This window comes from Pseudomonas sp. Pseusp88, from assembly GCF_047303955.1.
GTDB lineage: Bacteria > Pseudomonadota > Gammaproteobacteria > Pseudomonadales > Pseudomonadaceae > Aquipseudomonas.
Window position 1 is genome coordinate 97,549 of record NZ_JBGLYM010000018.1, and the last position, 21,885, is coordinate 119,433.

The window sequence follows — 21,885 nt, forward strand, 5'->3', positions numbered from 1 at the left end:
ATCAACGGTTTAATACGGCGCGAGTCTTGAGCTCACACTCGAACAGAAATTCAAAGGCTTCGATTTGTCGCAAGGCATCGCTCATCTTCGCGCCCCAGGTATAAAGACCGTGTCCACGAATCAGATAGCCCGCGCAATCGGCATGGGTATCGAGCCAGGGCTGCACACGGCTGGCCAGTCGGGCAATATCCTGATCATTGTCGAAGATCGGCACCACCACCCGGGACTCGTGGGTCTGCACGCCACTGAAGGCCTTTTGCAGTTCGTAGTCCTCGAAGACCAGATGATCGGCCTCGGTCAGGCGTGATAATACGGTGGCGTTGACCGAGTGGGTATGCAACACCGCGCCGACCTGCGGCCGGCATTGATACAGCTGGGTATGCAGCAGGGTTTCCGCTGATGGCTTCTTGCCCGGCTCCAGGCTGTTACCGTCCAGGTCAGTGACCAGTACATCGTCCAGGCCCAACTGGCCCTTGTGCTTGCCCGATACCGTCAGCAGCACCTCGGTCGCCGACAGACGCGCCGAATAGTTGCTGCTGGTCGCAGGCGACCAGCCACGACCGTACAGGAAGCGCCCGGCGTCAATGATTTCCTGGCTCAGTTGTTCACGGGTCATACGCCCTCCTCTTTCATTCGTGTGGCAATCAGAATCGCGGCGGCCATGGCCGCGATACTGGCAATAATGAAGGTCCAGGCCGGGCCCAGAGTGTTCCAGCTGTAACCGGCATACAACGCCCCCAGGGCGCCGCCGGTCCCGGACAGGGCGGCATACAGCGCCTGGCCCTGACCTTGTTGTTGCGGGCCGAAGGTACGTTGCACGAAATGAATGGCAGACGCATGAAAGCTGCCAAAGGTCGCGGCGTGCAGGATCTGGGCGAAAATCAGCACCGGCAGGTATTGGGCCTCACTGCCCAGCAGCCACCAGCGGATCCCGGCCAGGCAGAAACTGACCATCAACACCCGCCGCACCGAGAACCGTTGCAGCAGGCGGCTCATGCCCAGAAACATCAGCACTTCAGCCACGACGCCCACGGCCCAGAGCTGGCCGATCACGCCACGGCTGTAGCCGAGATGCTCCAGATGCAGAGTCAGGAAGGTGTAGTACGGCCCGTGACTGAACTGCATCAGCGCCACGCACAGGTAGAACACCCAGACTCCGGACTGCCCCAGCTGCCTGATAAAACCACCCGCCGCAGCCGGGCGAGTCGAATGGGCGGGCGGTGCATTCGGCACCCACCAGCTGCTGAGCATGATACCGGCCAGGATCACCATCAGGCCCTGTGGGTACAGGTCCAGGCTATAGCTTTCGAACAGTCGTCCCAGCCCGACGACAGCGAGGATGAAGCCAATCGAGCCCCACAGACGGATCTGGCTGTAGCGCGACACCTGCCCTTGCAGGTGCGACAGGGTGATGACTTCGAACTGTGGCAACACCGCATGCCAGAAAAACGCATGCAGGGCCATGACCATCGCCAGCCAGGCATAGCTTTTATCGAACAGAATCAGGGAAAAACTCAGCAGCGCGCAGACGGCACCGAAACGCACAATGGCCAGGCGCCGCCCGGTATAGTCGCCCAGCCAGCCCCAGATATTCGGCGCGATGCAGCGCATCAGCATGGGGATCGCCACCAACTCGCCGATTCGCGCGCTGGAGAAGCCAAGATGGTGGAAGTACAGCGCCAGGAACGGTGCGGTCGACCCCAGCAGGGCAAAATAGAACAGATAGAAACCGGACAACCGCCAATAAGGAAGTCGCCCCGAGGGCGATGGCGTCACGTCAGGAAACCGTGCCAGTCGTGACGCCACTGGCCATCAAAGCTGCCCCAGTACCGGCGTGGTCACCCGCACATCGGCGTTCTGCCCACGATGGCGCAGCAGGTGGTCGAGCAGCACAATGGCCATCATCGCCTCGGCGATAGGCGTTGCGCGAATGCCCACGCAAGGGTCATGGCGGCCCTTGGTAATGACCTCCACCGGGTTGCCATGCACGTCAATGGAATGTCCGGGCGTGGTAATACTGGAGGTCGGCTTGAGGGCCAGGTGGGCAACGATAGGCTGGCCCGAGGAAATGCCACCGAGGATGCCGCCGGCGTTGTTCGACCGGAAGCCTTCAGGGGTCAACTCATCGCGATGCTCGGTACCGCGCTGGGCAACACTGGCAAAACCGGCACCGATCTCAACGCCCTTGACCGCATTGATGCTCATCAGGGCGTGAGCCAGCTCGGCATCCAGGCGGTCGAAGATCGGCTCGCCCAGCCCCGGCATGACGCCGTCGGCAACCACGGTGATCTTCGCCCCGACCGAATCCTGATCGCGACGCAACTGGTCCATATAGGCTTCCAGTTCCGGCACCTTGTCCGGGTCAGGGCAGAAGAATGCGTTCTGCTCCACCGAATCCCAGGTCTTGAACGGAATCTCGATGGGGCCCAACTGACTCATATAGCCACGCACCTGAATGCCCAGGGTTGCCAGGTATTTCTTGGCGATGGCACCGGCAGCCACGCGCATGGCGGTCTCCCGCGCCGAGCTGCGGCCACCGCCACGGTAGTCGCGCACACCGTACTTCTGGTGGTAGGTGTAATCGGCGTGGGCCGGGCGGAACAGGTCCTGGATCGCCGAATAATCCTTGGACTTCTGATCGGTATTGCGGATCAGCAGGCCGATGGAGGTGCCGGTGGTCTTGCCTTCGAAGACCCCGGAGAGGATTTCGACCTCGTCGGCTTCCTGGCGCTGGGTGGTATGACGGCTGGTGCCGGGCTTGCGCCGGTCCAGGTCGATCTGCAGGTCCTGCAGCGACAGCTCGAGGCCCGGCGGGCAGCCGTCAACGATAGCAACCAGGGCCGGACCATGGCTTTCGCCGGCAGTGGTGACAGTGAACAGCTTGCCGTAGGTATTGCCGGACATGCAGGAGGCTCCGAGAAATCAGCGAGATCGATAAAAACAAGCCGACAAGTATACGCGGGCTTATCATCGACTTCACCCTCGAACCTTATGCGTTGCGCCGCGTCCAATCGGCATTCCCGCAAATAGTGGCCTTACGATGTTACGCATGCTTGCCCTGCTTCTCCCTTTATTGCTCGCCGGCCTGGCCCAGGCCGCCCCCGTCGTGTTGCAACGGCCCATCAGTCTGGACACCGGCAGCGGTGAGCTGTTCGGCACCCTGCTATTGCCGCAATCAAGCAAACCGGTGCCGGTGGTGCTGATCATTGCAGGCTCCGGCCCCACCGACCGCGACGGCAACAACCCCGACGGCGGACGCAACGACAACTTGCGCCGCCTGGCCCTGATGCTCGCCAGCAATAACATTGCCAGCGTGCGCTACGACAAGCGCGGCGTGGCCGCCAGCCACCCGGCCACCCCGGACGAGCGCAACCTCAGCTTCGACCACTATGTCGCCGACGCCGTGGCCTGGAGCCAGAAACTCAAGACCGACCCGCGCCTGGGCCCGCTGATTCTGCTGGGCCACAGCGAGGGCGCACTGGTGGCGACCCTGGCAGCGGAAAAAAGCGGCGCGGCGGCGGTGATTTCCGTGGCGGGCACCGGCCGGCCGGTGGATCAGGTCCTGCGCGAACAGCTCAAGGAGCGCATGCCGCCGCCGTTGCTGCAACGCAGCGAGCAATTGCTGACCAGCCTCAAGGCGGGCAAGACTGATGACAACGTCCCCGACGAATTGCAGGTGCTGTTTCGACCCAGCGTGCAGCCGTATCTGATTTCCCTGTTTCGCCAGGACCCGGCAGCGGCGTTCGGCCAACTGCATGTGCCGGCCCTGATCATCCAGGGCCGCAACGACATTCAAGTGGGCGTGCAGGATGCCGAACTGTTGCACAAGGCCAATCCCAAGGCCGAGCTGGCGCTGATCGACGGCATGAACCACGTCATGCGCATCGTGCCCGATGACATCAAACAGCAACTGGCGTCCTATAAAAATCCGGATCTGCCCCTGGCGAGCCAACTGACCGAGCGAATCCTGCGCTTTATCGGTGCGCTGCCAGCGGCCTGAGTGAAGTTTTTGACGCCAGCAAAACCTGCGCGCCCTTCAGATTCCGCCAACGCGGCCGATAATGGGGAACTGGCATCGTGTTTGCTCCGTAATGCCTTGGACAGGATCGTCGTTAATGACTGAAGCAAATCCCATGACTGAAACCGCCGAAGCCGAAGCTACACCCGAAGTCGAAGCCACGCCCAAGCTGTGGGATGACGTGCAGCCCGAGATTTTCCAGATGCTGCGTCTGGCGCCCCTGCAGACCGATCGCGCCACCGGTGGACGGCCCCTGCGTTTCGTCCAGTTCGGTAAAGTCGAACGACACAGCAAGGAAACCAGCCTGCTGCGAATGAATATCCAGTTGCCGGGCCAGCGCGTGCGCCGCGAACAGAACACCCTGGATGTCTGGGCCGATCACGTCACCCGAGTTGTCAGTTTCAGCCCTGCGTCCGGCATCCAGATCGAACCCTGGAACCGCGGTATCGGCCGCTTCCTCATCGCCCAGGCCATTCACTGGGCGCAGAAGCGCTGGGCCACCTATCGCATCGAAGGCTTTGACCTGGCGAGCAAGGACGGCCTCAACGAGGACACCCGCCTGCGTCGCGACCATTTCCTGCGCACCCGTGGCTTCGAGGTCGGCTATGCCGATGCCCAACACCTCAAGGGCAGCGTCAAGGAAGTCCAGGTCGGTAACCTGAACAACACCTGGAACAACGACAAGGTGCAAATCATCGAAATTCTCGAAGCCTCGCAGATGCTCGAGAAAGCCGAACAGAACATGAAGGAACAGGAAATCCAGATTCGCCAGCACGAAGAAAAGGTCGGCAAGTACAAGCGTGAAGACAGCAGTCTGCGCTTCACCATTGCCTGCCTGGTGACCTTTGCCGTGTTTCAGGCCGGGTTACTGATCTGGATTGCGACGCATCGCTGAAAGCCAAACACGTTCCTGCAGGAGCTGCCGAAGACTGCGAAAACGGTGTCGGGACCATTCGCAGCCTTCGGCAGCTCCTACAAAACCTCGTCACCTCAATAAATCATATGTTGGTTGCGGTCAGTAAGCCGCCACCAACCCATCCTTGCGCGGATCGGTCCCGCCGACATAGCCATGTTCGGTACGCTGAATAATCTGTGCACCGCCAAAGGCAAACACCCCGCTCGGCTCTTCTATATCTACGTCGTGCCCCTTGGCCCGCAGCTCTTCCACGACCAGCCGGTCAAACGCCCGCTCCACCGCGACTTTCAACCCGGCTTCGAGCCGCCAACGCGGCGCATCGGCTGCCGCTTGCGGATTTTGCTTGTAGCGCAGGATGCGCATCATCATCTGCAAGTGCCCTTGAGCCTGCATCGGCCCGCCCATCAGGCCGAACGACATCAACGGCGTGCCGTCAGCGTTCATCACGAAGCCCGGGATAATGGTGTGAAAAGGACGCTTGCCCGGAGCAACGACGTTCACATGGGCGGGATCGAGGCTGAAACCGGCACCGCGGTTCTGCAGGCTGATCCCCGTACCGGGCACGACAACGCCGGAACCGAAGCCCATGTAGTTGGACTGAATGAACGACACCATCATGCCACTCTCGTCCGCCGCCGACAGATACACCGTGCCGCCCGCCTTGGGCGAGCCATGGCCAGGGTTGGCGGCCTGCCCGGTGACCAGCGCGGCACGCTCCATCAGGTAGGCCGGGTCGAGCAACTGCTCGGAGCGCAAACGCATGTGATCATTGTCGGCCACGTGTTCGTTGAGGTCGGCCAGGGCCAGTTTCATTGCTTCGAGGACCGGGTGAACCGTTTCGATGCTGTCCACCGGATGCTCGCCGACGCCCAGGGCTTCGAGCATGGTCAGGCCGGAAAGGGTCGCAATGCCCTGGCCGTTGGGCGGCAGTTCATGAACCACGGCGCCGGCATAGGGCACCGACAGGGTGTCGATCCAGTCGACGCTGTGAGTGGCCAGATCCTCCAGGCTCATCACGCTGCCATTGGCATTGGCGTGGGCAATGATGGCCTGGGCCAGCTCGCCGCGATAGAACGACTCGCCCTTGGTGTCAGCAATCGCTTGCAGGGTCTTGGCGTGATCCTTGAGCCTGATCCGCTCGCCCGCTTTCGGCGCTTTGCCCCCCGGCAGGAAGCACTCGGCAAAGCCCGGCTGATCCTTGAGCAGGCCCGCGCCACGGCGCCACAGCTCGGCGATGATCGGCGTGACCTGATAACCGTCGCGAGCATAGCCGATGGCAGGCTCGGCCAGCGTGGCAAACGGCAGCTTGCCGTAGCGCTCGGACAACGCGACCCAGGCCGATACCGCGCCCGGCACTGTCACGGCACCCCAGCCACGCTGCGGCATCTCTTTGCGGCCCTGGAAAAACTCCGGCGTCCAGCCTTGCGGCGAGCGACCGGAAGCATTCAGGCCCTGCAATTTTTTGCCGTCCCAGACGATGGCGAACGCGTCGCTGCCAATACCGCAGCCAGTCGGCTCGACTACCGTCAGCACCATGGCGGCGGCAATCGCCGCGTCCACTGCGTTGCCGCCTTTGCGCAGCATGTCCAGACCGGCCTGTGCCGCCAGTGGCTGCGAGCAGGCGACCATGTTGTTGCCCATCACCGGCGAGCGGGCGGACGCGTAGGGTTGGCTGTAATCCAGATCATCAAACATGAAAGGGTTCTCTTTGGGCAGTGATCAGCTTTTTGGGTCCAGGGCATCACGCAAACCGTCGCCCAGGAGGTTGAAACACAGGACGGTGATGTAAATCGCCACACCGGGCGCAATCGACATCCACGGTGCCTGCTCCATGAAATTCTTCGCGGTATTGAGCATCGAGCCCCAGGACGGTGAAGGCGGTTGCTGGCCCAGACCGAGGAACGACAGGCTGGCTTCGGCAAGAATGGCCGAGGCAATGGTCAAGGTCGCCTGCACCACCAACGGCGACATCACGTTGGGCAGCACATAACGCAGGATGATCCAGCGATCCGGCAGGCCAATGGCCCGGGCGCCTTCCAGATAATCCTCATGACGAATCGCCAGGACCTGGCCGCGGGTCAGGCGGCAAAAGATCGGCATGGCCGACAGACCAATGGCGATCATGGCGTTGGTCAGGCTCGGCCCGAGAAACGCGCCCAGGGCAATCGCCAACACCAGGAACGGGCAGGACAGCAGCGCCTCCATGATCCGGGAAATGATCGCGTCCAGTTTGCCGCCGAAATAACCGGCGATCAGGCCCAGGGGTACACCGATGACCATGGCAATGGCCACCGAGACGCCGCCGGCCAGCAATGAGCTGCGCGCGCCCCACAGCAGACGGGAGAACAGATCTCGCCCCAGTTCATCAGTGCCCAGCCAGTACATCATTGACGGCGCCTTGCGTACCGCAAGGAAATTGGCTTTGAGCGGGTCGTAAGGGGCAATCCATGGCGCCAGCAGCGCAGCCACAATGAACACCAGCAACACCACCGTGCCTATCACCGCGCCTTTATTGGCGAGAAACTTGCGCACGAACGGCGAGCGGGTGCGGGGTTTAAGGGCAATGTCCGCGGCCCTTGCCGCCAGCGGAGCGATCGAAGTCATCAGGCAGTCCTCAGACGCGGGTTGATCATGCGGTAGAGCACATCGGCCAGCAGGTTGAGCAGCAGGAAACCAATGGCGACGCACAGCACCACGCCTTGCACCACGGCGTAGTCGCGGTTGAACACGGCATCGACAATCATCTTGCCGAAACCGGGAATGCTGAACACCTGCTCGGTCAGCACCGCGCCGCCCAGCAGCTCGCCAAACAACAGCGTGGTCAGGGTAACGATGGGCATCAGCGCGTTGCGCAATGCATGCTTGAGAATCACTGTACGCGGGAACAAACCCTTGGCCCGTGCAGTGCGTACGTAATCGGCCCGCAGCACTTCGAGCATGGCGCTGCGGGTATGGCGCATCAGCACCCCGGACAGCCCGGCGCCGAGCACAAACGCGGGCAGCACCAGGGTTTTCAGGTTCTGCCCGACATCCTCAGCCAAAGGCACAAAGCCCGACGCAGGCAACCATTGCAGCTTCACGGCGAAGATCATGATCAGCAGAATGCCCAGCCAGAAGTGCGGAATAGAGATGCCGGACAACGCCACCACGTTGGCGCCGTAATCCACCGCCGTGCCTTTGCGCACCGCAGAAATCACCCCCGTGGGAATGCCGATCAGCAGCGCGATGATCAAGGCCAGTACTGCCAGTTCGATGGTCACCGGCAGTTTCGAGGCCAGCAGCGTGGTCACCGGCTGTTCGGTACGCAGCGAGGTGCCGAAGTCGCCCTGCAGCACATTGCCGACCCAATGAATGTATTGCAGCGGCACTGGATCGTTGAGGCGGTACTTTTCGCGCAGGTACTCCATCACCGCCGGGTCGCGCTCCTCCCCCGCCATCGCCAGCACCGGATCGCCCGGCAGCAGTTTCTGCAGGGTGAAAACGAACAGCGATACCAGAATCAGCGTGGGGATGGCGCTGAGCACGCGTCTGAAGATGAAGGTCAGCATGCGCAATCCTCTGCCAATGTGGGAGCGAGGCTTGCCCGCGAAGGCATCACGTCAGACGACGGATATGTCGCCGGACAAACCGGTTCGCGGGCAAGCCTCGCTCCAACGGACCGCAGGTTCACCGGGGTAGTCATTTGAAAGCCACATCAGCCAGGCGAATCAGGCCGTCCGGATTCGGCACAAAACCGGTGATGCTGCTCTTCATCGCAATAATTCGCGGATCGAAATACAGGTAGCTGGTCGGCACATCGACGGCGAGCAGGCGCAGCGCTTCGAAATACAGCGCCTGACGCTGCGCCTGATCGTTGACCGTGCGCGCCTTGTTCAGCAGCTCGTCGAGTTTCGGGTCGCAGAAGTGGCCGTCGTTCTGGCCGCCCTTACAGGTCACGAATTGGTGAATGTCACCATCCGGATCCGGCCGGCCGGACCAGGCGCTCATGCCGATCTGGAAGTTGCCGGCCTGCTGTTCACTGAGCAAGGTGGCGTATTCGGTAGCAATCAGGTTGACCTTGAAACCGGCCTCTTCGGCCATTGCCTGAATGATCTGACCGACTTGTTGTGCGATGGGGTTATTCGCCACTTTCAGCTCGACGCTCAGGGGCAGCTTGACCCCCGCCTCTGCCAAAAGCTTCTTGCTTTGTTCGATGTCACGGGTCGGGATTGGCAGGTCCTTGTCGTAGTAAGGGCTGCTTTTCGGGAACGGCTGGGCGCTCGGTGCGTAGAGACCTTCAAATACCACCTGATTGATCGCGTCGCGATCGATGGCCAACTCAAAAGCCTTGCGCACGCGTTTGTCCTGGCCTATCGGCGTCTTGGACTTCTCGCCGTTACCGGTGTTGTACATCAACTGCATATAGCCAAGCCCCGGGGTGTTGAACGCTTGCAGCTTGCTGTCAGCCTTGGCCGTCTTGACGTCGGTGGGGGCAACGCGCTCGATAATGTCCAGGTCACCCGAGCGCAGGTTGGCCAAGCGCACCGAGGTGTCGGGGATCGGCAGGAAAATCACTTTGTCGAAGTGGTAAGCCTGTTTGTTCCAGTAATTGTCGAAACGCTCCAGCACAATGCGGTCCTGCTGCACACGCTGCACGAACTTGTAAGGCCCGGAGCAGATCGGCTTCGAACCCACTTCAGTGGCCGAGGCCTTGGGCGCCAGCATCATCCCGGCACGGTCGGACAGTTGCGAGATCAGCGTGGCGTCGGGCTGCCTGACCTTGATCGCGACCGTCTTCGGATCGATCACTTCGACGCTCTCCACTGACGCCAGCTCGCTCTTGCGCAGCGAGTCCGGCAGGGTCCGGGCGCGGTCCAGATTGAACTTCACCGCAGCAGCATCGAACACTTCACCGTCGTGGAAGGTCACGCCGTCGCGCAGGATCATGGTCAGGGTCTTGCCGTCCTCGCTCCAGCTCCACGAGGTCGCCAGTTGCGGCACATAGGTCAGGTTCGGGCTGATATCCACCAGCTTGTCGCACAAGGCGGTATAGACCAGACGGCCCGAATAGGTACGCGAACGATGCGGGTCGAGTACATCCGGGTCATCCTGAATGCCGATGCGCAGCGTGGATTCGGCAAAAGCGGCATTGGCAGCGAGCAGTAAAAGCGTTCCTGTCATCAGGTGTGCAAACTTCATGGCTGACTCTCCAGAGATAGGGCTTGATGGCTTTTGAACAGATTCAGGCGTTGGCTGTAGGCCGCGCTTGGCGTCGGCACCACCAGTGAGCCGGCCCCGGCGTTGGCGATCTCGCGCCAGTAATGACAGGCGACCTGACGCCCGGCCTCGACGTTTTCGAACACTGGCTTGACCTCACGGCACAAGGGTCGGACATGGGGGCAACGGGTGTGGAAGCGACAACCCGACGGCGGCTTGCTCGGGCTCGGCATGTCGCCGCCCAGCAACGGGCGCGGATGGCGCAGGTCGGGATGGCTTACCGGTACGGCGGCCATCAGGGCCTGGGTATAAGGGTGCAGAGGCGTTTCGAACAACGCGTTGACCGGCGCCAGCTCGACGATTTCGCCCAGGTACATCACCGCCACGCGGTCACTCATATGGCGGATCACCGCAAGGCCATGGGCAACGATCACCAGGGTCAGGCCGAACTGATGCTTGAGGTCTTCCAGCAGGTTGACCACCTGGGCCTGTACCGAAACGTCCAGGGCGGAAACCGGCTCGTCGCCGAGAATCAGCCGCGGCTCGGAAGCCAGGGCCCGGGCAATGCCGATGCGCTGGCGCTGGCCGCCGGAAAACTCGTGGGGGTAACGACTGCCGTGCTCAGGTGCCAGGCCCACCGTGCGCAACAGCTCGGCGACCTTGTCCTGTCGGGCACTGCGGCTATCATCACGATGCAGCCAGATCGGCTCACCGACTATCGCCTCGACGCTCATGCGCGGATTCAACGAGGCGAACGGGTCTTGAAAGATAATCTGCAAGTCGCGCCGTACCTGGCGCAGCTTGTCCGGCGGCAGATTGGCCAGGTTGCGCCCTTCGTAGATAACGTCACCTGCGGTGGGCTTGAGCAGATTCAGCAGCAGGCGGCCAAGGGTCGACTTGCCTGAACCGGACTCCCCCACCAGCGCCAGGGTCTCGCCCCGGCGTACGGCCAGGGATACCTGGTTGACTGCTTGTACAGGCAGTTTCTTGCGCTGGAACAGCCCGGTTTCACTGCTGAAATGCTTACTGAGCGCAATGCTCTCCAGAATCGGCTTGTGCAGATCAAGACGCTGATCTGGCGTGCTTTCAGGCTGGTTCATGCGCTGACTCCCAGATGTTGCTCCAGAGGAACGCGGATACAGGCGGCGAAATGCCCTGGCGAGACTTCGAGCAACGGCGGGCGTGCCTCACGGCAGGCCGCGATGGCGAAGGGGCAGCGACCGGCAAAACGGCAACCGTCGGGCATTTCGGACGGGGTCGGTACTCGACCGTTGATGGTGGCAAGGCGCCCTTCGCGTGGCCCTATGGACGGCATCGAGCCCATCAGGCCGATGGTGTAAGGGTGTTGCGGGTCATCGAACAGGGTCTTTACCGAGCCGCTTTCAACCACTTGCCCGGCGTACATGACCATGACTTCGTCCGCCACCTCGGCTACCACGCCGAGGTCGTGGGTGATGAGAATCATCGAAGTGCCGGTCTCGGTCTGCAGAGTGGCGATCAACGACAGAATCTGCGCCTGAATGGTCACGTCCAGCGCGGTCGTCGGTTCATCGGCGATGATCAGGGCCGGGTCATTGGCCAGTGCCATGGCGATCATCGCCCGCTGGCGCATGCCGCCCGACAACTCATGGGGATAGGCGTCCAGACGCTGTGCGGCGTCTGGCACGCGGACCTTTTCCAGCATCTGCAGGGCGCGTTGCCGTGCGTCTTTACCGGCAAGGCCCTGATGGCGCATCACACTCTCGGCGATCTGTTCACCGATGGTGAACACCGGATTGAGCGAGGTCATGGGTTCCTGAAAAATCATCGCCATGCGATTGCCGCGCACATCGAGCAGACGTTCGTCGGACATGCCCAACAGGGCTTCATCCAAAAGGCTGGAGGCGCTGGCCTGGACGCTGGCGGTGTCCGGCAACAGGCCCATCAGCGCCATCGAGGTCACGCTCTTGCCGCAGCCGGACTCCCCGACAATCGCCAGAGTCTTGCCCGGCTGCACCGAGAATGACACGCCATCGACCACATTGGCCGGTGCCCCCTTGAAACGTACGGTGAGCTGGCTGACGCTCAACACCGGGCCAGGGCTGCCTTGCTGTTGCTGACTCATAAGCTCGCCTCGAGGTCCTGATGAATGACGTTATCCAGTGCCTGCTGCAGCGCACGCAAATGACCACGCATGGCGGTGGCAGCCTTGACCGGGTCGCGGCTTTCGATGGCACCGACGATGTCATCGTGATCGTGGCTGTAAGTGTCCAGACGGTCGGCATTGCGCGCCCTCTGGCGCAGGTCACGCCAGGCCGGATCGAGACGGATGGCGTCGAGCATTTCGAAGATATCGAGCATCAGGCGATTGCCAGCGGCTTCGGCAATGCCGCGGTGCAAGGCGCTGTCCCACAGCTCAATGGCTTCTGCGTCGATTTGCGTGGCGTGCTGCTGGCGCGTGGTGCGTTCGGCGAGGCGCCGCAGAATCGCCATTTGCTCGCCACTGGCCCGTACGGCAGCCAATGATGCGAGGGCCGGCTCAAGATGCAGGCGGGCTTCCATGACTTCGCTGAAATTGGTCCGGCTCGACAGCCTGGCGAAACTCATTGCCGCGCTCGGCGGCGTGGGTCCGACGAATGTGCCCTTGCCCTGACGGCGCCAGATCTGCCCTTCGGCCTCCAGTACCGCCAACGCCCGGCGAATCGCCCGACGGCTGACGCCGAAATCAACGGCCAGTTCACGCTCGGTAGGCAATGGCCGTTGGGGAAAGGCCGCATGCTGCGCCACCATCTGCCGCAGTGCATCGAGGGCCAGCTTGGAAGCGTTGTCGTGATCGGCGTCAGTCTCGGACCTTTGCATCATGGTTTCTCGTGACAGGCTCTAGGGACGGTGCAAATACGGGACGGCACACCGCTCTGCGCTACAAGAGTGATTGCAATAGCGATGCCAATGGAAATTGGTTCAGCCGTATTCACAGCGTTGCTGGCGTGTGATTTGGAGTAAACGAGGTGGCTCGGGCCAATCAGGAAAGGTTCGGGGAATTGGTCCGGGAAGTGACAGGGGATTGGTTCAGCGATGAGCGAACCAATTTTTGCGGGGGTTCAGAAAGATGCCTGATTATGGGTCGAGCGCTTTGTTACGGGGCGAATCAAACGTTGAATTGAAATGCAATCCTGTAGGAGCCGGCTTGCTGGCGAGAGCGGTGGGTCAGTCACCAACGCTATCGCGAGCGCTGCGCTCTCGATCGCCACCAAGGCGGCTCCTACATGAACCTGCATTCCAATTCAGGCTCGCAATCAAACCCGCGCAGCAAACAGCGCCTGATGCTCACGGCATTGCGCCGCGCTGAGCATGAACACGCCGTGGCCGCCGCGCTGGAAATCCAGCCAGTGGAAGTCGACTTCCGGGTACAGCGCCTGGACATGCACCTGGCTGTTGCCCACTTCCACGATCAGCAGGCCCTTCTCGGTCAGGTGATTGGCCGCTTCGCTCAACATGCGTCGCACCAGGTTCAAGCCATCATCGCCGCAGGCCAGCGCCAGTTCCGGTTCGTGCTGGTACTCATCAGGCATGTCGGCGAAGTCTTGGGCATCGACATAGGGCGGGTTGGAGACGATCAGGTCGAACCGCTGGCCAGGCAAACCGGCGAAACCATCACCCTGGACGGTAAACACCCGTCCTTCCACGCCATGGCGTTCGATGTTCTGGTTGGCCACTTCCAGGGCGTCATAGGACAGGTCGGACAACACCACTTCAGCCTCGGGAAACTCGTCGGCGCAAGCGATACCGATGCAGCCGCTGCCGGTGCACAGATCGAGAATACGGGTCGGCTCGCCATCCAGCCACGGCGCGAAGTGGCTTTCGATCAGCTCGGCGATGGGTGAACGCGGGATCAGGACGCGGTCGTCGACAATGAACGACATGCCGCAGAACCAGGCCTCGCCCAGCAGATAAGGAGTCGGCACGCGCTCATCGATGCGGCGGGCGATCAACCGCTGCAGGTCGGCGATTTCATCGACCTCCAGGCGGCAATCCAGATAGCTGTCGGCGATTTCCCAAGGCAGGTGTAACGCCCCCAGAATCAACTGCCGGGCTTCATCCCAGGCGTTGTCGGTGCCGTGACCGAAAAACAGGTCTTCTTCATGAAAACGGCTGACGGCCCATCGAATGTGGTCACGCAGGGTGCGCAGACGGGAATTGATCACGGGCAAGCTCCTTAAAAAACGACAGTCGATTCTAACAGTCAGGCCAACGACAAACGATGCCTTAATGACATGATTGATTGCAGCTTCGGCAACTGCTAGTTTCGTCCACCGACGCACCACTAGCAAATCGCCATCACCTGCTTTTTGGTCCGCCTTGGGCGCGACAAAAACGCGGGATGTCACCGTTGCCATTCCCAGAACAGCTCTGCCGGGGGACAATGCGGCAAAAGCCCTACTCAAAGGAGCCCCAGATGTCCGATTTAAAGACCATGTTCCAACTCAGCGGCAAGGGCTATGCCCCGGCCAATTTGAGTCATGCCACGCTGATCATCATTGACGCCCAGAAGGAATACCTCAGTGGCCCGCTGGCCCTGACCGGCGTCCATGAAGCCGTTGCCAACATCCGCAGCCTGGTCGACGCCGCCCGCGCCGCCAAGCGCCCGGTGATTCACATTCGCCACCTGGGCACCGTCGGCGGCCTGTTCGACCCCCAGGGTGAGCGCGGCGAGCTGATGAACGAACTGCTGCCGGTTGACGGTGAATACATCATCGAAAAGCGCCTGCCCAATGCCTTCCAGGACACCGGTCTGCACCAGAAGCTGCAAGAGCTTGGCACCGTTGACCTGATTGTCTGTGGCTTCATGAGCCATTCGAGCATCAGCACCACGGTGCGCGCCACCAAGGATTACGGCTATCGCTGCACGCTGGTGGAAGATGCCTGTGCCACCCGCGACCTGCCGAACAAGGGCGGCGTGATCAGCGCTGAGGTCGTACACCAGACCGAAATGGTGATCATGGCGGATAACTTCGCCACTCTTGCCCTGACCAAAGACCTGATTTGAAACGATTGCCCGTGCATGTCGGGCAATCGTATCCACCCTCAGGTTATGTGAACCCGCTCACATAACCGCCCATCCGTTAATGTCGGCATTTGCCCGCAGGCTCCGGAAAAACGGGAACCACCGGGTCATATCCCGGTCAGAGCGCCGATAGATCTGGAGAAAAGTCGAAATGAAAGTATCCGATGGTTTCGATGCCCGACGCCTGCGACCAAGGGGCTCCGGCAGTTGGCGGATGCGTATCGTTGCGACCTTTGCCGCCCTGCTGGCAGCCTTCGGTATTCTGCTGATCGTGGCCGGGGTTTCCAGCCTGATCGGCCATCCCCAGGCCCTGGGCGAACTCAATGCCAGCCCGGCTGGCGCAGCGGTCATCGCCGTCGGCGGCCTGTTCACATTGTATGTGGGGGTATGGATATGGCGCCGCAGTCGCCGCCGCCAGCGTCGTCAGGGTGACCTGAGCCTGTCGCCACATCTCATGAAAAAGCACGACTAAGCCCTGCCCGCCTCTTCCTCCGCCGTTTTAGTTGCGCCCAGGTTGCCACGACCCGGTTAAACTAGCCCGCTTCGCGGAGGCCCCATGCAAGACGACGACTTTTCCCTGTTTCGAGATGAAACCCGCGGCATCAAGCCGCTCAAGCAACAGCACGCTGACGTGGGCAAGCCCCGTACCGATCGCAAAAACCTGGCAAAGCTGCGTCAGGCTGCCACCGTGCGCACCGATTCGGTGACCGTGGACGGCCTGTCGGACCAGTTCGTCATTGATGTCGGCCCGGAAGATGTCCTGCACTGGTCTCGTGATGGCGTGCAGGAAGGCCAGATGCGCAAGCTCAAGCTGGGGCAGATCAGCTTCGAAGGCAGCCTCGACCTGCATGGCATGAGTGTGGAAATGGCCCGGGAAACCCTGTGGGCCTTCCTCGCCGAAGCCACCAGGCTGGAAATCCGCTGTGTGCGGGTAACCCATGGCAAGGCCGTACGCCTGGATGGCAAACGGCCGATGATCAAGAGCCACGTCAATACCTGGTTGCGCCAGCACCCGCAGGTGCTGGGCTTCTGCTCATGCCTGGCCAAGCATGGTGGCGCCGGCGCGCTCTATGTGATGCTCAAGCGGACCATGATGGAAGGCCGCGACGACTAAACCCCGGACTCAACGTGGCGGACCTCCGTAGTAACCGCCACCGTGGGGGCCACCGTCAAAACGATGATCGCCGTGCCAGCCCCCTCCGTGGTGCGGCCCCCAGAACGGAAAACAACCGGACAGGGACGCCAGTACGGCGATGACCATCGACACTTTTGCGATTCGACTGAACATTTCACACACTCTCTTTGCGGCAGGTATTACTTACCTGCAACATCTGACCGCGCGATCCCGCCGATTCACGTAGGCACTTGGTAAAGCTTGAGTAAACAACTCGATACAATTGCTCCAGGCGGCCCTGAGCATCGGTTTGTCGGCCTGCGAACTTACCCTGCCCGCGGGCGTACGTTACTGTGTGCGACTTGGCGGGCATTCTTTCGATGAAGGACTTGAGCGATGAGTCGTTCCCATGGCGCGCCCCCCCGACTGCCCGGCAGATGTTTCCTGCACGCCCAGACAACCGCTTGCCGTTTCCCGCGACCTCAAGCACTAATTCCGGGACCCAAGGTGCCCGCATCAACTGGCTTCCGTTTGCCTGATTCAAGCCTGGCAATGCATCTCCAACTCTGGACCGCATCCACATTTCCCCATTCCATAAGGTATAGAATGGGGAAATGTGGATGCCTCACCACCCCCCTCTTGTCCAGGAGGCCGCCGTGCCAGAACCCGCCATCACCTTCTCATACCGCGGCCACACCAAGCGAGATGATGGCTTGATTGGGCGATACCACCTTAAAGTAACCGATACCCGAAGCGGCAGAACCGAGATGATCTCAGTCGAGCCCAGGCACCTCGCCTCAGCTCGAAGCATGAAGAGGATCCTTCTGGATCGATGTTTGTTCTATAGGGTAACTCGCGAGGAGCACGACCAGATGCTACTTGAGGTTCTTGTCCCAGAGTCTGCGGCAATCCAGGAGTAGCCCGGCTAGCCAGGGCTTCTCACGCCAGCCCAAACCGATCCACAACAAGTCTCTTGTATTTACTTGCCCAAGTCCCACGTTGGGACTATATTCTCACCCATGAGAATTATTGCCATCAGCCAGCTCAAAGCCTTCTGGGACAAGCACCCGGATTCCGAGCAGTCGCTGCGCGCATGGGCTGACGAGGCCAAAAAAGCCAACTGGACCAGCCCTGAAGCGATAAAGGCGCAGTTTGGCAATGCCAGCATTCTCAAAAGTCGCCGGGTGGTTTTCAACATCAAGGGCAATGATTACCGGCTGATAGTCGCCATTGCTTACCGCTTCGGAGCGATCTACATCAAATTTGTCGGAACCCATCTGGAGTACGACAAGATCGACGCAAACACCGTGGAGATGGAGTAATCATCATGAAAATCCGCCCAATCCGCACCGACGAAGAATACCGCGCAGCACTGAAAGAGATTTCTCCGCTGTTCGAGAACGAGCCAGAGCCAGGGACTGCCGAGGGTGACGCCTTCGAAGTCATGATCACCGTGATTGAGGCTTACGAAGCAAAGAACTTCCCGATCGACCTGCCTGACCCGATAGAAGCAATCAAGTTTCGCATGGAGCAATCAGGTCTTACTGCTGCTGATTTGGCGCCCGCTATCGGCAAGACCAATCGTGTCTACGAAGTTCTGAACCGTAAGCGCTCGCTGACCCTGCCCATGATATGGAAGCTGCACGAAATGTTCGGCATTCCAGCAGAGAGCCTTATAAAGCCTGTTCGGGCGGCTTAAGCCTATCCATCCAGCCTCTCTGAATGCTCAGTGGCGGGCGCCATGCCCTGCCGCAATTTAGAAACCGATCAGGCTCTTGGCAACTACGGCAGCGGCAGCCTTGATCGAGCAAGAGACCTGCGGCCTCGCGTTTGAATTCGGCATAAAAGGTCCAGCGTTGCTTGGTCATCAGACACCTCTATCTGGCAAGCATTCTCGCCTGAATGGGTGTCCGGTTTCATTAGACCACTACAGGTCGATTTGAAGGTAAGGGGCAGGAGGCAATACAACTGCCGCCACACCTACGCTACTATGTGCCTCATGGCAGGCATGATTCCTGCGTTCATCGCAAATCAGCTTGGTCACAGCATGCAAATGCTCCTGTTGACCTATGCGAAATGGCTGAATTCCAGCACTGACTGGGGCGAGCTCGGGAAACTCGAAAACAGCATGATTGGTACAAAATTGGTACGACCCGACATGGTGCCACTCTGAAACCCTTACGGAATAAGCCCCTGTGACACTGGAACAGAATTACACCGAGATCCTTGGCCAACTGGGCGAGGACGTCTCCCGCGAAGGCCTGCTCGACACGCCGAAACGTGCCGCCAAAGCGATGCAGTACCTGTGCCGCGGCTATCAGCAGACGCTCGAAGAAGTCACCAATGGCGCGCTGTTCAGCTCCGACGCCAGCGAAATGGTGATGGTCAAGGACATCGAGTTGTATTCGTTGTGTGAACACCATCTGCTGCCGTTCATCGGCAAGGCCCATGTGGCCTACATCCCCAATGGCAAGGTGCTGGGCCTGTCGAAGGTCGCGCGTATCGTCGATATGTTCGCCCGTCGCCTGCAGATCCAGGAAAACCTCAGCCGCCAGATTGCCGAGGCGATCCAACAGATCACCGGCGCCCTGGGCGTGGCCGTGGTCATCGAAGCCAAGCACATGTGCATGATGATGCGCGGTGTGGAAAAGCAGAATTCGTCGATGATCACTTCGGTGATGCTGGGTGAGTTCCGCGAAAACGCTGCGACCCGCAGCGAATTTCTCAGCCTGATCAAGTAACCGGCCAGGCAGTCCCCCGCGCCGTGGCCCAGGTCACGGCGCACGTGTTTTCCAGCGAGGCTTTACCGTGTTCATGAAGGCATTACGGGTTGGCCTTGGCCAACTGGTCATTCTGATCGACTTCCTTACCCGTCCGGCAAAGAAAAAACGCAGCCCCGAAGCGCAGGCAGCCGTCGAGCAGTCAGCCAAGGACCTGACCCTGTATCAGTTCAACGCCTGCCCGTTCTGCGTGAAAACCCGCCGTACCCTGCGCCGTCTCAACGTGCCCGTGGCCCTGCGCGATGCCAAGAACAGCGAGATCGATCGCCAGACCCTGCTCGAACAGGGCGGCAGGATCAAGGTGCCTTGCCTGCGTATAGAAGAAGGCGACAAGACCGTATGGATGTATGAATCCAAGGTCATCATCGACTACCTGAACCAGCGCTTCGCGGCAGTCTGAGTGATGCTCGACCGGTCAGTTCGGGCACATGTCCTGGCGACAGGCCACGTATTTCTTCAACTGTTCGATGCGTAGTTTGGTCTGCTCGGTCTGGCAACTGAACTGCAACAGCGCCCAGATCGAACCGGAGTCCTCGCGCGGGCCGACCTGATACAGGCAGTCGGCATCGCGCAAGGCGATCCATTTGCGCTGGGCGTCCTTGAACGCTGCCTTGGTCTTGGCATCCTGCAGGTAATCCAGCTGGGTCTTGTACAGGGCGTTGAGTTCCTTGTCGGCGGCCTTGAAGTCATTGGCCGCACAGACGTTCATTGCCTCCTGGGTCGAATCGCAATCCTGCCCCGACGCCACGCCACTGCCTGCCAAGGCGAGCATCGCAGCGACGGCCTTCATCCAGTTATCCATCGAACTGTCCCCTCTTGCTGATAAAGCCGCGCAGGCTAATGACAAAGCGCGGCCGGGGCAAAGCATGCACCTGTTACGCGATGTGTGGGAATCGTTTGGGGGGAAGCGAATTCTACGGGAGCGAATTCATTCGCGAACAGGCCAGTGAATGCGCCGACGCCTTCGCGGATGAATCCGCTCCCACCATTGCTCTTACAGCAACTTCAATCCAGCATCCCGACATACCCCGGCTGCTGCCTGACCCGCTCCAGCCATTGCTGAATGGCCGGATAGGCACCCAGGTCAAATCCGCCCTGGTGGGCGACGTGGGTGTAGGCATACAGCGCGATATCGGCGATGGAGAAGGTGTCGCTGACCAGGAACGGCGTGCGCTTGAGCTGCTGCTCCATGACATTCAGCGCCCGGTAGCCGGCCTTGTGCATCTTGCGGTACTCGTCCAGACGCTCCTCCGGCAGGCCCAGATAGAACTGGATAAAGCGCGCCACCGCCACGTAGGGCTCATGACTGTACTGCTCGAAGAACTGCCATTGCAGGACCTGAGTGCGCAGGCGCGGCTCACTGGGCAGGTAATGACTGCCATCGGCGAGGAAGTTGAGAATCGCATTGGACTCCCACAGGCACGTGCCGTCTTCCAGCTCCAACACCGGCACCTTGCCATTGGGGTTCTTTTCCAGAAAGAACTCAGTCTCGGTCTCGCCCTTGAGAATATCGATATCGACCCACTGGTACTCCGCGCCCAGCAGGTTGAGCATCAGTTTGACCTTGTAGCAGTTGCCCGAGTTGTAGTCCCCGTAAACCTTGTACATCGCCACGCTCTCCTCTGAATTCCCGAATCAGGCTGCCTTTGCGGCCTGCGCCTGTCTGATTACCGCTGCCAGCCTCTGCAATCCTTCGTCCAGTCGAGACGGATCAATATGACTGAAATTAAGCCGTAAATAACCCGGATTCGCATCGGGATCGGTGAAAAAAGGTTCGCCTGGCATGAATGCCACGTCTCGGGCCAGTGCCGCGTTGAGGATCGTCCGGGTGTCAAAGCGCTGTTTGAGCGTGAGCCAGAAGAACAGTCCACCTTGTGGGCTGTTCCACTCGGCCAGATCGCTGAAGTGCTCCTGCAGAGCCGTCTCGAAGGCGTCGCGACGCTGTCGATAGAAGTCGCGCAGCCCGGCCATATGGTCGCGATAGCGCTCGGTGCCGATCCATTGCAGAGCCTGCCATTGGCCGACACGGTTAGTGTGCAAGTCCGCCGCCTGTTTCAGGCGCAACAGGTAGGGGTACAGGTCCCTGGAGGCGATCAGAAAGCCCACGCGCAGGCCCGGCGCCAGGGTTTTCGACACCGTGCCGGTGTAGATCCAGCTGGCCTTTTTCAAGCGGCTGACAATAGGCGTCGCACTACCGCCATCGAAATTCAGCTCGCGGTAAGGCTCATCCTCGATCAGGGTGACACCGAACTCATCGAGCAACGCTGCCACGGCATCGCGCCGGGCCTCGCTGTAGCGCACCGCCGAAGGATTCTGGAAGGTCGGGATCAGGTAGGCAAACGCTGGCTTGTGCTGCTCCAGGCGCTGGCGCAGGGCGACCAGGTCAGGCCCTTCGGCCTGCAGCGGCACGGTCAGGCACTCAGCGCCGAACAACTGGAAGGTTTGCAGCGCCGCCAGATAAGTCGGCGCTTCGAGCAGGATCTCGGTGCCCTTGTCCAGATACAGCTTGGCGGCCAGATCGAGGGTCTGCTGCGAACCGTTGACGATCAGTACCTGGCTTGCCTCACAGGGCACACCGATGGCCCGCGCTTCAGCCGCCAGGGCTTCGCGCAGCTCGGGCTCGCCTTCGCTCATGCCGTATTGCCCGATGCCGCGTGGCATTTCGGCCCAGTCGGTATGGGGCAGCATTTGCTGGGCCGGCAGGCCGCCGGCAAATGACATCACCTCGGGGCGCTGGGCTGCAGCGAGGATTTCGCGAATCAACGAGCTTTTGAGACGAGTGATGCGTTCGGAGAAGGCCATCAAGATCACCGCTGG

Annotated in this window: 24 protein-coding genes and 1 pseudogene; 10 read left to right on the top strand and 15 right to left on the bottom strand. The window is 60.6% G+C overall.

The window, feature by feature from the left end; genetic code table 11:
* Position 1: 1 nt before the first annotated feature.
* From ACCD02_RS21015 to aroC, 3 genes are read right to left on the bottom strand one after another with little or no spacing between them, the layout of a single operon-like run.
* Positions 2-616 carry a methylthioribulose 1-phosphate dehydratase gene (locus tag ACCD02_RS21015; protein WP_413305990.1) on the bottom strand — a complete coding sequence of 205 codons (615 nt, stop codon included), beginning with the start codon at positions 614-616 and terminating at the stop codon, positions 2-4.
* Complete coding sequence (locus ACCD02_RS21020; RefSeq protein ID WP_413305992.1) at positions 613-1,776, bottom strand: MFS transporter; 1,164 nt, start codon at positions 1,774-1,776, stop codon at positions 613-615. Before ACCD02_RS21020 ends, ACCD02_RS21015 begins: the two co-directional genes overlap by 4 nt.
* Positions 1,777-1,812: 36 nt before the next feature.
* A complete protein-coding gene (gene aroC / locus ACCD02_RS21025) occupies positions 1,813-2,904 on the bottom strand; it encodes a chorismate synthase (protein WP_413305994.1) in 1,092 nt (363 codons plus the stop codon).
* A 136-nt stretch (positions 2,905-3,040) separates the two neighbouring features.
* On the opposite strand from aroC, the gene ACCD02_RS21030 reads away from it, so the two are divergent.
* A complete protein-coding gene (locus tag ACCD02_RS21030; RefSeq protein ID WP_413305997.1) occupies positions 3,041-4,000 on the top strand; it encodes an alpha/beta hydrolase in 960 nt (319 codons plus the stop codon).
* A 115-nt stretch (positions 4,001-4,115) separates the two neighbouring features.
* Positions 4,116-4,913, top strand: a complete 798-nt coding sequence (locus tag ACCD02_RS21035; RefSeq protein ID WP_413306000.1) for a hypothetical protein — start codon at positions 4,116-4,118, stop codon at positions 4,911-4,913.
* Between the two features lie 120 nt (positions 4,914-5,033).
* On the opposite strand, the gene ACCD02_RS21040 is transcribed toward ACCD02_RS21035, so the two are convergent.
* The 8 genes from ACCD02_RS21040 to prmB all read right to left on the bottom strand — a co-directional run bounded on the left by ACCD02_RS21040 (position 5,034) and on the right by prmB (position 14,314).
* Entirely contained in the window at positions 5,034-6,629 is a 1,596-nt protein-coding gene (locus tag ACCD02_RS21040; protein WP_413306002.1) for a gamma-glutamyltransferase family protein, read from the bottom strand.
* Positions 6,630-6,653: 24 nt separating this feature from the next.
* Positions 6,654-7,538: an ABC transporter permease gene (locus ACCD02_RS21045; RefSeq protein ID WP_413306005.1), complete on the bottom strand. Its 885-nt coding sequence runs from the start codon at positions 7,536-7,538 to the stop codon at positions 6,654-6,656.
* The gene (locus ACCD02_RS21050; protein WP_413306007.1) at positions 7,538-8,482 is read right to left on the bottom strand and encodes an ABC transporter permease; all 945 of its coding nucleotides are present in this window, start codon (positions 8,480-8,482) and stop codon (positions 7,538-7,540) included. Before ACCD02_RS21050 ends, ACCD02_RS21045 begins: the two co-directional genes overlap by 1 nt.
* 130 nt (positions 8,483-8,612) lie before the next feature.
* Complete coding sequence (locus ACCD02_RS21055) at positions 8,613-10,112, bottom strand: ABC transporter substrate-binding protein (RefSeq protein ID WP_413306010.1); 1,500 nt, start codon at positions 10,110-10,112, stop codon at positions 8,613-8,615.
* Complete coding sequence (locus ACCD02_RS21060) at positions 10,109-11,230, bottom strand: ABC transporter ATP-binding protein (RefSeq protein ID WP_413306012.1); 1,122 nt, start codon at positions 11,228-11,230, stop codon at positions 10,109-10,111. The genes ACCD02_RS21055 and ACCD02_RS21060 overlap by 4 nt, the downstream gene beginning before the upstream one ends.
* The gene (locus ACCD02_RS21065) at positions 11,227-12,234 is read right to left on the bottom strand and encodes an ABC transporter ATP-binding protein (RefSeq protein WP_413306015.1); all 1,008 of its coding nucleotides are present in this window, start codon (positions 12,232-12,234) and stop codon (positions 11,227-11,229) included. Before ACCD02_RS21065 ends, ACCD02_RS21060 begins: the two co-directional genes overlap by 4 nt.
* Positions 12,231-12,968 (bottom strand): FadR/GntR family transcriptional regulator, encoded by a 738-nt coding sequence (locus ACCD02_RS21070; RefSeq protein WP_413306085.1) that lies wholly within the window; start codon positions 12,966-12,968, stop codon positions 12,231-12,233. The genes ACCD02_RS21065 and ACCD02_RS21070 overlap by 4 nt, the downstream gene beginning before the upstream one ends.
* A 437-nt stretch (positions 12,969-13,405) precedes the next feature.
* Positions 13,406-14,314: a 50S ribosomal protein L3 N(5)-glutamine methyltransferase gene (gene prmB, locus ACCD02_RS21075; RefSeq protein WP_413306019.1), complete on the bottom strand. Its 909-nt coding sequence runs from the start codon at positions 14,312-14,314 to the stop codon at positions 13,406-13,408.
* Positions 14,315-14,565: 251 nt separating this feature from the next.
* Here prmB and ACCD02_RS21080 point away from each other — a divergent pair, with 251 nt between their 5' ends.
* From ACCD02_RS21080 to ACCD02_RS21090, 3 genes are all read left to right on the top strand, one after another.
* Entirely contained in the window at positions 14,566-15,156 is a 591-nt protein-coding gene (locus tag ACCD02_RS21080; RefSeq protein ID WP_413306021.1) for a cysteine hydrolase family protein, read from the top strand.
* A 169-nt stretch (positions 15,157-15,325) separates the two neighbouring features.
* Positions 15,326-15,646, top strand: coding sequence for a hypothetical protein (locus ACCD02_RS21085; protein WP_259102176.1), 321 nt, complete (start codon positions 15,326-15,328; stop codon positions 15,644-15,646).
* Between the two features lie 84 nt (positions 15,647-15,730).
* Positions 15,731-16,288, top strand: coding sequence for a Smr/MutS family protein (locus tag ACCD02_RS21090; protein ID WP_413306024.1), 558 nt, complete (start codon positions 15,731-15,733; stop codon positions 16,286-16,288).
* A 9-nt stretch (positions 16,289-16,297) separates the two neighbouring features.
* Here ACCD02_RS21090 and ACCD02_RS21095 read toward each other — a convergent pair whose 3' ends face one another.
* On the bottom strand, positions 16,298-16,462 hold the full coding sequence (locus ACCD02_RS21095; protein WP_413306027.1) for a hypothetical protein: 165 nt from the start codon (positions 16,460-16,462) through the stop codon (positions 16,298-16,300).
* Positions 16,463-17,307: 845 nt separating this feature from the next.
* Here ACCD02_RS21095 and ACCD02_RS21100 point away from each other — a divergent pair.
* The 5 genes and pseudogenes from ACCD02_RS21100 (at position 17,308) to ACCD02_RS21120 (ending at position 19,468) form a co-directional block, all read left to right on the top strand.
* Complete coding sequence (locus tag ACCD02_RS21100) at positions 17,308-17,610, top strand: type II toxin-antitoxin system HigB family toxin (protein ID WP_413306087.1); 303 nt, start codon at positions 17,308-17,310, stop codon at positions 17,608-17,610.
* A 5-nt stretch (positions 17,611-17,615) separates the two neighbouring features.
* Complete coding sequence (locus tag ACCD02_RS21105) at positions 17,616-17,987, top strand: helix-turn-helix domain-containing protein (RefSeq protein WP_413306029.1); 372 nt, start codon at positions 17,616-17,618, stop codon at positions 17,985-17,987.
* Between the two features lie 240 nt (positions 17,988-18,227).
* Positions 18,228-18,461 (top strand): annotated as a pseudogene (locus tag ACCD02_RS21110) (site-specific integrase); the annotation flags it as partial.
* Between the two features lie 22 nt (positions 18,462-18,483).
* Positions 18,484-19,029 (top strand): GTP cyclohydrolase I FolE, encoded by a 546-nt coding sequence (gene folE, locus ACCD02_RS21115; RefSeq protein ID WP_413306032.1) that lies wholly within the window; start codon positions 18,484-18,486, stop codon positions 19,027-19,029.
* A gap of 67 nt (positions 19,030-19,096) precedes the next feature.
* Positions 19,097-19,468 (top strand): glutaredoxin family protein, encoded by a 372-nt coding sequence (locus ACCD02_RS21120; RefSeq protein ID WP_413306035.1) that lies wholly within the window; start codon positions 19,097-19,099, stop codon positions 19,466-19,468.
* 15 nt (positions 19,469-19,483) lie between these two features.
* On the opposite strand, the gene ACCD02_RS21125 is transcribed toward ACCD02_RS21120, so the two are convergent.
* The 3 genes from ACCD02_RS21125 to ACCD02_RS21135 all read right to left on the bottom strand — a co-directional run bounded on the left by ACCD02_RS21125 (position 19,484) and on the right by ACCD02_RS21135 (position 21,870).
* Positions 19,484-19,870, bottom strand: coding sequence for a lysozyme inhibitor LprI family protein (locus ACCD02_RS21125; RefSeq protein ID WP_413306037.1), 387 nt, complete (start codon positions 19,868-19,870; stop codon positions 19,484-19,486).
* Positions 19,871-20,073: 203 nt separating this feature from the next.
* A complete protein-coding gene (locus tag ACCD02_RS21130) occupies positions 20,074-20,676 on the bottom strand; it encodes a glutathione S-transferase family protein (RefSeq protein WP_413306039.1) in 603 nt (200 codons plus the stop codon).
* 27 nt (positions 20,677-20,703) lie between these two features.
* Positions 20,704-21,870 carry a PLP-dependent aminotransferase family protein gene (locus tag ACCD02_RS21135; RefSeq protein WP_413306042.1) on the bottom strand — a complete coding sequence of 389 codons (1,167 nt, stop codon included), beginning with the start codon at positions 21,868-21,870 and terminating at the stop codon, positions 20,704-20,706.
* Between the last annotated feature and the right edge of the window lie 15 nt (positions 21,871-21,885).

Bases quoted from the DNA above. Each gene is read 5' to 3' on its own strand.
- ACCD02_RS21125 (WP_413306037.1), bottom strand. From the start codon at position 19,870: ATGGATAACTGGATGAAGGCCGTCGCTGCGATGCTCGCCTTGGCAGGC.
- ACCD02_RS21065 (WP_413306015.1), bottom strand. From the start codon at position 12,234: ATGAGTCAGCAACAGCAAGGCAGCCCTGGCCCGGTGTTGAGCGTCAGC.
- ACCD02_RS21060 (WP_413306012.1), bottom strand. From the start codon at position 11,230: ATGAACCAGCCTGAAAGCACGCCAGATCAGCGTCTTGATCTGCACAAG.
- ACCD02_RS21035 (WP_413306000.1), top strand. From the start codon at position 4,116: ATGACTGAAGCAAATCCCATGACTGAAACCGCCGAAGCCGAAGCTACA.
- ACCD02_RS21055 (WP_413306010.1), bottom strand. From the start codon at position 10,112: ATGAAGTTTGCACACCTGATGACAGGAACGCTTTTACTGCTCGCTGCC.
- ACCD02_RS21080 (WP_413306021.1), top strand. From the start codon at position 14,566: ATGTCCGATTTAAAGACCATGTTCCAACTCAGCGGCAAGGGCTATGCC.
- ACCD02_RS21095 (WP_413306027.1), bottom strand. From the start codon at position 16,462: ATGTTCAGTCGAATCGCAAAAGTGTCGATGGTCATCGCCGTACTGGCG.
- aroC (WP_413305994.1), bottom strand. From the start codon at position 2,904: ATGTCCGGCAATACCTACGGCAAGCTGTTCACTGTCACCACTGCCGGC.
- ACCD02_RS21105 (WP_413306029.1), top strand. From the start codon at position 17,616: ATGAAAATCCGCCCAATCCGCACCGACGAAGAATACCGCGCAGCACTG.
- ACCD02_RS21100 (WP_413306087.1), top strand. From the start codon at position 17,308: ATGAGAATTATTGCCATCAGCCAGCTCAAAGCCTTCTGGGACAAGCAC.
- ACCD02_RS21070 (WP_413306085.1), bottom strand. From the start codon at position 12,968: ATGCAAAGGTCCGAGACTGACGCCGATCACGACAACGCTTCCAAGCTG.
- ACCD02_RS21050 (WP_413306007.1), bottom strand. From the start codon at position 8,482: ATGCTGACCTTCATCTTCAGACGCGTGCTCAGCGCCATCCCCACGCTG.
- ACCD02_RS21045 (WP_413306005.1), bottom strand. From the start codon at position 7,538: ATGACTTCGATCGCTCCGCTGGCGGCAAGGGCCGCGGACATTGCCCTT.
- ACCD02_RS21130 (WP_413306039.1), bottom strand. From the start codon at position 20,676: ATGTACAAGGTTTACGGGGACTACAACTCGGGCAACTGCTACAAGGTC.
- ACCD02_RS21040 (WP_413306002.1), bottom strand. From the start codon at position 6,629: ATGTTTGATGATCTGGATTACAGCCAACCCTACGCGTCCGCCCGCTCG.
- ACCD02_RS21030 (WP_413305997.1), top strand. From the start codon at position 3,041: ATGTTACGCATGCTTGCCCTGCTTCTCCCTTTATTGCTCGCCGGCCTG.
- ACCD02_RS21090 (WP_413306024.1), top strand. From the start codon at position 15,731: ATGCAAGACGACGACTTTTCCCTGTTTCGAGATGAAACCCGCGGCATC.
- ACCD02_RS21015 (WP_413305990.1), bottom strand. From the start codon at position 616: ATGACCCGTGAACAACTGAGCCAGGAAATCATTGACGCCGGGCGCTTC.
- ACCD02_RS21135 (WP_413306042.1), bottom strand. From the start codon at position 21,870: ATGGCCTTCTCCGAACGCATCACTCGTCTCAAAAGCTCGTTGATTCGC.
- ACCD02_RS21085 (WP_259102176.1), top strand. From the start codon at position 15,326: ATGAAAGTATCCGATGGTTTCGATGCCCGACGCCTGCGACCAAGGGGC.